Here is a 6,018-nt window from a genome sequence, read left to right as displayed (position 1 = left end):
TGGTAAGAGTGAGAGAGGCACCATTTATGACAGCACTGGTTGCATCAATCAGTGATTTCTGGCAGTAAAGATGCAGAGGCTTCAGTACATTTTTAAAGAATTTTTGGCATAATACACGGGCAGGCATAGCGGTGATTTCCTTGAAATTGTTAGCGCAATCAATTAGATCACATTACGCTATGCCTGTCTTGTTTTATGGGGATTCATCAGGGATGATCCCCGCCAGCATCATCTGCGGCAGATAGCGCGCGTAGTAATCCTGCATCTCTTCGATCTGCTCCAGCAGCAGGGTAACCCAGCTGCCGGCAGGTTTGCCCTGAACCCAAGCGGGGCTGAGATCGGAGAGGCGGTTAAGCACCTGCTGGCGCAGCACCTAGCGGATGGCCTGACCGGTTTTAAAACCGACCTTTTCCCGCAGCCACGCCAGCCCGGCGCGTGCCGCAAAGCAGGCCAGCAGTAGAATAAAATGCAGCAGTTGCGTATCGTGCGGTTGATGATTAACCAGCAGCGCCTGCAGTAGCGAGGCGAGGAACTAGGCCTGTGTGAGGATCAGGAGCGCACTTAACGTGCCCAGCATGTAGGAGAGACGCAGCCAGCGATCGCCGCGGACACTCTGACTTTTCAACCAGCGGGTGAGTTGTTGTTGCCGTGTTGCCCTGACGTAAACAGTAGTGAGGCAGAGGCTCTAGGTAGATCGGTGTCAAGCGCGGCAATGTTACAATGCGGAGGGTGAAAAGGCGATAATTGCTCGTCGCCTTGAGCAAGATTAGCTCAGAAGTTTAACAACTTACTGATTTTTTTTAACAAAACCGTCAAGGTAACGCTCGGCGTCCAGCGCGGCCATACAGCCAGTGCCGGCAGAAGTAATTGCCTGACGATAGATATGGTCCATGACATCGCCGGCAGCAAACACGCCCGGGATGCTGGACTGCGTTGCGTTGCCGTGGATGCTGGACTGTACCTTGATGTAGCCGTTTTCCAGCTCCAGCTGACCGTTAAAGATCGCGGTATTCGGGCTGTGGCCGATCGCGACAAACATGCCTGCAACGTCCAGCGTCTTAGTCTGGTCATCTTTGGTCGAACGCAAACGCAGGGAGTTGACGCCCATCTGGTCGCCCAGCACTTCGTCCAGAGTATGACCGGTATGCAGCACAATATTGCCGTTTTTGACTTTCTCATTCAGGCGGTCGATCAGGATTTTTTCTGCACGGAAGCTGTCGCGACGGTGAATCAGGTGCACCTCAGCAGCGATATTCGCCAGATAGAGCGCTTCTTCCACTGCGGTGTTCCCGCCGCCGATCACTGCGACTTTCTGGTTGCGGTAGAAGAAACCGTCACAGGTTGCGCAGGCGGAGACGCCGCGGCCTTTGAACGCCTCTTCTGACGGCAGGCCGAGGTAACGAGCTGACGCACCGGTAGCGATGATCAGGGCATCCGCCGTGTACTCACCTTCGTTGCCGGTTAGGCGGAAAGGGCGGTTCTGCAGGTCGACGCTGTGGATATGGTCGAAGATGATCTCGGTATTGAATTTCACCGCGTGCTCATGCATCCGTTCCATCAGCAGGGGACCGGTCAGTTCGTTAGCATCACCCGGCCAGTTTTCCACGTCGGTGGTGGTGGTCAGCTGACCGCCTTTTTCCAGTCCGGTGATCAGCACCGGGTTGAGGTTGGCACGCGCAGCATACACCGCAGCGGTATAGCCCGCCGGGCCGGAACCCATAATCAGTAATTTACTGTATTTAGCCGTACTCATGAGACCCTCATTATTTAACTGGCAAATAGATGTAGCGATTGTAGTGAATTTGCTGGGGCAAAGAAAGCGTTCTGCAATTTTGTTAACAATTAAAGGTTTAACCAATCTTGGGCTAGGCAAACGACTGCGTTGTCTGCAAAACAGACTGTATAGCTCGGGCTATGCCATTTTAAGTCAAAAATAGTCATTGAAGAACAGAGAGACAGCCGCTCCTATGGCATGTTGTTCTGATTTTATTTGTTTTGCTTTGACAATCGGCTGAGCTTTTGCGAAAACATTATGAGAAGCAGAGGAGATTCGGCTCACTATTCCAGTATTTCATCCCGGATTTTCCGTTTATGGCCGGATAAACTCAGCCTGTTATTTGCAATGACTCATGGTGTGGACGGACAACATGCGTCAGGTAGATAAAGCGATCAGTTACGCAACAGGCTCACTAGGCTCACTGTTTTCACTTAGATCAACCCTGTTACATTAATGGCATTCAGGGTATGGCAGGTAGGGAAGGATTTTAAGAGAGACAATAATTAATGGTAGACAATAAAAAACGACCTAGTAAAGACCTCGACAGAATCGACCGCAATATCCTGAATGAGCTGCAGAAGGACGGTCGTGTTTCCAACATCGAGCTTTCCAAACGTGTAGGATTATCCCCAACGCCCTGCTTGGAGCGTGTGCGCCGCCTAGAGCGTCAGGGTTTCATTCTCGGTTATACCGCACAGCTAAACCCGCACTACCTAGATGCTTCTCTGCTGGTATTCGTTGAGATTACTCTGAATCGTGATGCGCCGGATGTGTTTGAGCAATTTAACGCCGCCGTGCAAAAACTTGAGGAAACTCAAGAGTGTCACTTGGTTTCCGGTGATTTCGACTACTTGTTGAAAACCCGAGTGCCAGACATGTCTGCATATCGTAAACTGCTCGGCGAAACCCTGCTGCGTCTGCCGGGCGTGAACGATACCCGTACCTATGTAGTCATGGAAGAAGTGAAACAAAGTAATCGGTTAATGATTAAAACGCGGTAACACAGGGCAAGTGCAAAACCCGGTAGTTTTCGGTACACTCCTGTGTATTCATACAAGTTCAGAGTCGGGCATGCCCGGCGCTGTTGCCTTCATAGTTTACAGGCACCTAGAGAGTACTCTTGAGCCAGGAATATACAGAAGATAAAGAAGTTTCGTTACAACCGCTGAGCAGTGGGCGACGCCTTCTTGAAGCGTTACTGATTATTGTTGCTCTTTTCGCCATTTATCTGATGGCGGCGTTGATGAGCTTCAACCCTTCCGATCCCAGCTGGTCGCAAACCGCCTGGCATGAGCCAATCCACAATTTAGGTGGTGGCGTAGGGGCTTGGATTGCTGACACGCTGTTCTTTATTTTCGGCGTGATGGCCTACGCCCTTCCTCCGGTGATTTTAGGCCCGTGCTGGATTGCCTTCCGTCAGCGTCACTCCCAAGATTACATCGACTATTTCGCCGTGGCACTCCGTCTGATCGGCGTGCTGGCGCTGGTAGTGACCTCCTGTGGGCTGGCCGCGCTGAATGCCGATGATATCTGGTACTTTGCCTCCGGCGGTGTGATTGGCAGCCTGCTGAGTAATGCGATGACCGCTTATTTCAGCGATCCCGGCGGCATGTTGACGCTGCTCTGCATCTGGGCTGCGGGCCTGACGCTCTACACTGGCTGGTCTTGGCTGACGATTGCCGAGAAAATTGGCGGTGTGGTGATGGTAGTCTTAACCTTCGCCAGCAACTGTTCGCGCGCCGATGAAAGATGGCATGAAGAGGATGACGAAGAGTACCAAGCAGACGAGCGTCCTGCGTGGGAGTCCACAGCGCTGTTAATGAAACGCTGCGCGCAAGCGGATGATGCCGACGACGTGCTGCTGGCAAAACTGCAGCCAATTTATGCTGATGATGAGGATCAAGAGCAGTACGATCTGCTTTTGGCGAAACCTATTACTGCGGCCAGCGAAGTGGCTGCGGCGCAGCCTGCCGCTCCGCAATTCTCAGCTGCGTCGGTTGAACCCGCTCAGCCGCCGTTATACCGCTTTGAAGTGCCTGCCGCAGCTGAGACTCCGGCACCTTTTGTACCGGTTCAGTCGGTGGAAGATAACGACGGTCCGCAGATGGGCAACTGGCGTGATACGGTCACCTCCTCGCCGTTTGATTTCTCAACGCAGCATGCTTCTCATCCTGCTCCCGTCGCCGCAGCGCAGTCTGCCACCTCCAATACGCCGTTTATGCCGGACTTTACCGCCATCAGCGGTGACGATCTGAATCCGCAGGTGAAGCAGGGCATTGGTCCTGAACTGCCGCGCCCGAACCCGGTGAAACTACCAACGCGTCGCGAACTGGCTTCCTACGGCATTAAGCTGCCTTCGCAGCGCATGGCGGAAGAGAAGGCTAAACAGCAGGAGCAAAGTCATGCTCAGCCTGAGGCCTTTTATCACGCTGAATGTAACGACGAGCAGGATGCGGCTGAGCAGGCACAGCTGCGCTACGACGAAGAGTTTGCTGCCGAAGATGAAGAAGCTCTGTTGCTGAGCGCGCTGGCTCTCAAGTTTGCCGACCAGCAACAGCAACGTTATGCCGCCGAGCCGCAGCTGATTGCCGCTGAAGGACCTAAGCCGCAGGAACCGGATATGGACAGCCTGATCCATCCGTTCCTGATGCGCCATGAACAGCCAACTTATAAACCGAAGACGCCATTGCCCACGCTCGATCTGCTCTCGTCGCCACCGGCAGAAACCGAGCAGGTCGATCAGTTCGCCTTGGAACAGACCGCGCGCTTGATTGAAGCGCGTCTGGCTGACTACCGCATTAAGGCGATAGTCGTGGGTTATTCACCAGGCCCGGTGATCATTCGTTTCGAGCTGGATCTGGCACCGGGTGTGAAGGCAGCGCGTATTTCCAACCTGTCGCGCGACCTAGCCCGTTCCCTGTCAGCCGTTGCGGTACGTGTGGTGGAAGTGATCCCTGGCCGTCCCTATGTTGGCCTCGAGTTGCCAAACCTGCATCGCCAGACGGTTTACCTGCGTGAAGTGCTGGACTGCCCGGCATTCCATGATAACCCGTCGCCGCTGTCTATCGTGCTGGGTAAAGATATTTCCGGCAATCCGGTGGTGGTCGATCTTGGCAAAATGCCGCACCTGCTGGTTGCCGGTACCACCGGTTCCGGTAAGTCGGTCGGCGTGAACGCCATGATCCTCAGCATCCTGTATAAAGCCACGCCGAAAGAAATACGCTTTATTATGATCGACCCGAAAATGCTTGAGCTGTCGGTTTATGAAGGCATTCCGCATTTGTTAACCGACGTCGTTACCGACATGAAGGATGCCGCCAATGCACTGCACTGGTGTGTGGTGGAGATGGAGCGCCGCTACAAGCTGATGTCGGCGCTTGGCGTGCGTAATATTGCGGGCTACAACGAAAAAGTGGATATGGCTGATACCATGGGCCGCCCAGTCCCTGATCCGTTCTGGAAACCGACCGACAGCATGGATATGACGCCGCCGGTACTGAAGAAAGAGCCTTACATCGTGGTGATGGTCGACGAATTTGCCGACCTGATTATGGCCGTCGGAAAAAAGGTGGAAGAGCTGATCGCTCGCCTTGCGCAGAAAGCGCGTGCAGCGGGTATTCACCTTGTGCTGGCAACTCAGCGTCCGTCAGTCGATGTCATTACCGGCCTAATTAAAGCTAACATCCCGACGCGTATCGCCTTTACCGTCTCTAGTAAAATTGACTCACGTACCATCCTCGATCAGTGTGGTGCCGAATCTCTACTGGGAATGGGTGACATGCTCTATCTGGCGCCAAACTCATCGATTCCGGTGCGTGTTCACGGCGCGTTTGTGCGTGACCAGGAAGTCCACGCGGTGGTGGCTGACTGGAAGGCGCGCGAACATCCTCAGTATAAAGAGGGCATTCTCAGCGGTGGTGAGGATAGCGAGGCCAGCGGCGGTATCGACGGTGATGAAGAGCTGGATCAGCTGTTTGACCAAGCGGTGCAGTTCGTTGTTGATAAGCGTCGCGCGTCGATCTCCGGCGTCCAGCGTCAGTTCCGCATCGGCTACAACCGTGCGGCGCGCATTATCGAACAGATGGAAGCGCAGGGTATTGTCTCCTTTCCGGGTCATAATGGTAACCGCGAGGTGCTAGCACAACCCCCGCACAAAATGTAATAATCATCACGGCCAGGCCACTTTTGCTGGTTCGTTGATTTTTTGCCAGCAGTCCCCACATCGGGCACTGTTGCAAAGA

3 protein-coding genes and 2 pseudogenes are annotated in these 6,018 nt (G+C 53.8%); 2 read left to right on the top strand and 3 right to left on the bottom strand.

Annotated features, from left to right (window positions below; translation table 11 throughout):
- The 3 genes and pseudogenes from BBW68_RS18860 to trxB form a co-directional block, all read right to left on the bottom strand.
- Positions 1 to 127: pseudogene (locus BBW68_RS18860) on the bottom strand (IS4-like element ISEc60 family transposase); the annotation flags it as partial.
- An 81-nt stretch (positions 128 to 208) separates the two neighbouring features.
- Positions 209 to 577: pseudogene (locus BBW68_RS16735) on the bottom strand (ABC transporter transmembrane domain-containing protein); the annotation flags it as partial.
- A gap of 210 nt (positions 578 to 787) precedes the next feature.
- Entirely contained in the window at positions 788 to 1,753 is a 966-nt protein-coding gene (gene trxB / locus BBW68_RS10965; RefSeq protein WP_070135395.1) for a thioredoxin-disulfide reductase, read from the bottom strand.
- A gap of 530 nt (positions 1,754 to 2,283) precedes the next feature.
- On the opposite strand from trxB, the gene lrp reads away from it, so the two are divergent.
- Positions 2,284 to 2,778 (top strand): leucine-responsive transcriptional regulator Lrp, encoded by a 495-nt coding sequence (gene lrp, locus BBW68_RS10960; RefSeq protein ID WP_070135394.1) that lies wholly within the window; start codon positions 2,284 to 2,286, stop codon positions 2,776 to 2,778.
- Between the two features lie 119 nt (positions 2,779 to 2,897).
- The gene (locus BBW68_RS10955; RefSeq protein WP_070135393.1) at positions 2,898 to 5,939 is read left to right on the top strand and encodes a DNA translocase FtsK 4TM domain-containing protein; all 3,042 of its coding nucleotides are present in this window, start codon (positions 2,898 to 2,900) and stop codon (positions 5,937 to 5,939) included.
- Positions 5,940 to 6,018 lie beyond the last annotated feature (79 nt).

Origin of the sequence: Candidatus Erwinia dacicola (assembly GCF_001756855.1) — a bacterium.
Classification (GTDB): Bacteria; Pseudomonadota; Gammaproteobacteria; order Enterobacterales; family Enterobacteriaceae; genus Erwinia; species Erwinia dacicola.
This window is presented reverse-complemented; position numbering and strand designations above follow the sequence as displayed.